The sequence below is a fragment of the Streptomyces sp. NPDC004647 genome, from assembly GCF_040609575.1.
Taxonomy (GTDB): Bacteria; Actinomycetota; Actinomycetes; order Streptomycetales; family Streptomycetaceae; genus Streptomyces.
In genome coordinates this window covers 1-2,563 of record NZ_JBEXKU010000189.1, presented here as the reverse complement: position 1 = coordinate 2,563, position 2,563 = coordinate 1, and the positions used below count along the sequence as shown (strand labels likewise).

The following is a 2,563-nucleotide window of genomic DNA, read 5'->3' as shown; positions in this document are numbered from 1 at the left end:
AGCCTTTTCCAACCTCACGTTGATGCGTGGTGAAGGACGAGGACGGCCTTGACGATGTCGGTGATGCGGTTGGTGCTGCAGCGGATCTTTCGCAGCACGCGAAGCTCCTGGCGGACTCGGGTGATCTTGGTCGAGAACCCGTCTACCAGGAGCTTCATCGTTCACATCAGCCAGCGCGCCCCAACCCGCCCGGCCTACTGCCAGTTTGGAAAGAGCTCAGTACGTCGTGGCAATACACGCCGAGCCGCCGCATACCACCGGCGACCCACCAGCGGGACACTCCGCGCGCCGCAAAGTGAGCAATCTGGAAGTCGCGACAGTGCGGACTGTCCGTCGTCTGCGTCGACCAGCCCACCGACAAGCAGCTGGCGAGCTACCCGGAAGCTGCCGTTTGCGGCACCGAGGGCGCCGACCTCACGCTGCCGGGGCCTCGGCGGCGCTGCGCCGACGCATGGGAGCGCGCTGAGGTGCCATCCCGGCCCATACCTGGCTGCGTCGCCGATGTGTAGTGTGGTTAGGCATGGAGGCAGAAACCCTGAGAGGGAACCTGGAAGGGATGCTGCTGTCTGTGCTGGAGTCCGGACAACTGCATGGCTATGCGGTCATCGAGGAGCTCAAGCGGCGCAGCGGGGACGCGATCAATCTGCCGACCGGCACCGTCTATCCGGCCCTGCACCGTCTGGAGGCCGCGGGGCTGGTCGGCAGTGAGTGGTCCCGGCACAACGGCCGCCGCCGCCGCAACTACTTCCTGACCTCGGCGGGACGGCGTGCCTTGGCGGACAAGCGTACGGCGTGGCAGGAGGTTTCCTCGGTCATCTCGGTCGTATTGGGAGGCGAGGCGTGATGGAGGCGGCAGTGCTGCAGCGCTATGCCGACCGCTTGGCCCAGCACCTCGTGGGACCGCACTCGAGACGCTCCGCGATCATCGACGAGGTGTTGGACGGGCTGCAGTGCGCCACCGAGGCCAACCTCGAGGGCTCCCCCGACGCCGAGAAAGCCGCGCACCGCGCCGTCCAGGAGTGGGGGCCGGTCAGGGACGTCGCCCGAGCCTACAACGATGCGACGCTGCGCATCAGCGCCAACCGCCTGTCGCTGCGGGCCGTGTGCGTTCTGCCGCTGCTCGCGGCCACCTGGGCATACGCGCTGCTCGGCGGCCCGCCCGGGCCGTGGGGGTATCACCCGCCTCTGCTGCTGACGGGCCTGTCGGCGGTGGCGTTCGGCTGTGTGCTCTCTCTCGCCGGGGCGATCTCTGGGCTACGCAACGGCAGTGGGATTCGGGCGGCGGGAGCACCGCGGGACGTGACCGTCATGACGGGGACGCTCGCGGCGCTCATCGGCATGCTCTGCGTGCTGGCCGCTCTGGTCTTCCTGCTGCTCAACCGAGGCCTGAGCCATCCGGAATCCCTGGACTGGCCCATGGTCTCCATACCGGCGACGCTGACCGTGGTGTCCGGTGCCTACTTCGCTCTCTCCCTGAAACGCTTCCTGTCCGTCGTACGAGGAGTGGGCCCCTCGTAGGACCTCCCGCGCGGCTCCGTCCGCCGTACCCGCCTCCGCGGCCCCGTCCGTATCGGCCGCCGTCATCAGAGCTCCCATCTCGGGCGACAACTCTCTTTGTTGCCACCCGAGATGGGAGCTCTCTGTTTGCCCGCCACCGAACTGGTCTTTGTTGCGATCCGGCGTGGGGGACCGCTAGGTTGGGGCGCAATAGGTAGCGTGACTACACGATAGTGTCCCTACAGGAGGTCGGTCCCGTGGAGCGCATGACACGGTGGGTGCTCGCCCACCGGTGGCCCGTGGTCCTCGTCTGGGTGGTTCTCACCCTCGTCGGGGGAGCCATGTCGGGCAGCACCATCGACAAACTCAGCTACGCGTCACGGCTCCCGGACAAGCCGGCCCAAGAGGCGAACGACACCCTCGCCCAGCGTTTCGCCCACACCGGCGGCAAGAACGCCCCGCTGCTGCTCGTCGTGACCGTGCCCGAGGGCACGACCGCCGACAGCGCGGCCGTACGTCAGCAGTGGGGCGCCCTGGTCGCCAAGGTCACCCCGCAGGGCGGTCGCAGCGTCTCCTACGCCGGCACCGGCGACGACTCGCTGCTGTCCAAGGACAAGCGCACCACCGTCGCGCTGGTCTACCCGCCGGCCAACCCCACCAACTCGCCCTATGCGCAGTCGCTCCCGAGGATCAAGAAGACGGTCGAGCAGGCCAAGATCGCGGGCGCACAGGTCGAACTGACCGGTCAGCCCGTCCTCTCCGGCCGCGACAGCGGAGCGCAGCGCAGCCCCATCTACGAGACCCTCATCGGCGCCGTCGGCGCCCTGCTGGTGCTCATCCTGGTCTTCGCAAGTGGCCTCGCGATCGTGCCGGTGCTGATGGCCGCGGTCGCCATCCCCACCACGTTCCTGCTCGTGCGCGGCGTCACCGGGATCACCGATGTCTCCTTCATCGTCCAGTTCCTGGTGGCACTCATCGGCCTGGGCATCGCCATCGACTACGCACTCCTCGTCGTCACCCGCTGGCGCGAGGAACGCAACAAGCCGGGTGCCGACGGCCCCGAGCC

The 2,563-nt window shown here is 68.2% G+C and carries 3 protein-coding genes and 1 pseudogene; 3 read left to right on the top strand and 1 reads right to left on the bottom strand.

Going from position 1 to position 2,563, the window contains the following annotated elements:
- Positions 1-14: 14 nt before the first annotated feature.
- Positions 15-101, bottom strand: a pseudogene (locus tag ABZW18_RS34545) (IS5/IS1182 family transposase); the annotation flags it as partial.
- A 419-nt stretch (positions 102-520) separates the two neighbouring features.
- Between ABZW18_RS34545 and ABZW18_RS34540 the strand changes: the two are divergent.
- From ABZW18_RS34540 to ABZW18_RS34530, 3 genes are all read left to right on the top strand, one after another.
- Complete coding sequence (locus ABZW18_RS34540) at positions 521-844, top strand: helix-turn-helix transcriptional regulator (RefSeq protein WP_356195422.1); 324 nt, start codon at positions 521-523, stop codon at positions 842-844.
- Positions 845-855: 11 nt separating this feature from the next.
- Entirely contained in the window at positions 856-1,518 is a 663-nt protein-coding gene (locus ABZW18_RS34535; protein ID WP_356195420.1) for a hypothetical protein, read from the top strand.
- Positions 1,519-1,763: 245 nt separating this feature from the next.
- Positions 1,764-2,563: MMPL family transporter (locus ABZW18_RS34530; RefSeq protein WP_356195424.1), on the top strand; the 800-nt coding region annotated here is incomplete at its 3' end.

Bases quoted from the DNA above. Each gene is read 5' to 3' on its own strand.
- ABZW18_RS34540 (WP_356195422.1), top strand. From the start codon at position 521: ATGGAGGCAGAAACCCTGAGAGGGAACCTGGAAGGGATGCTGCTGTCT.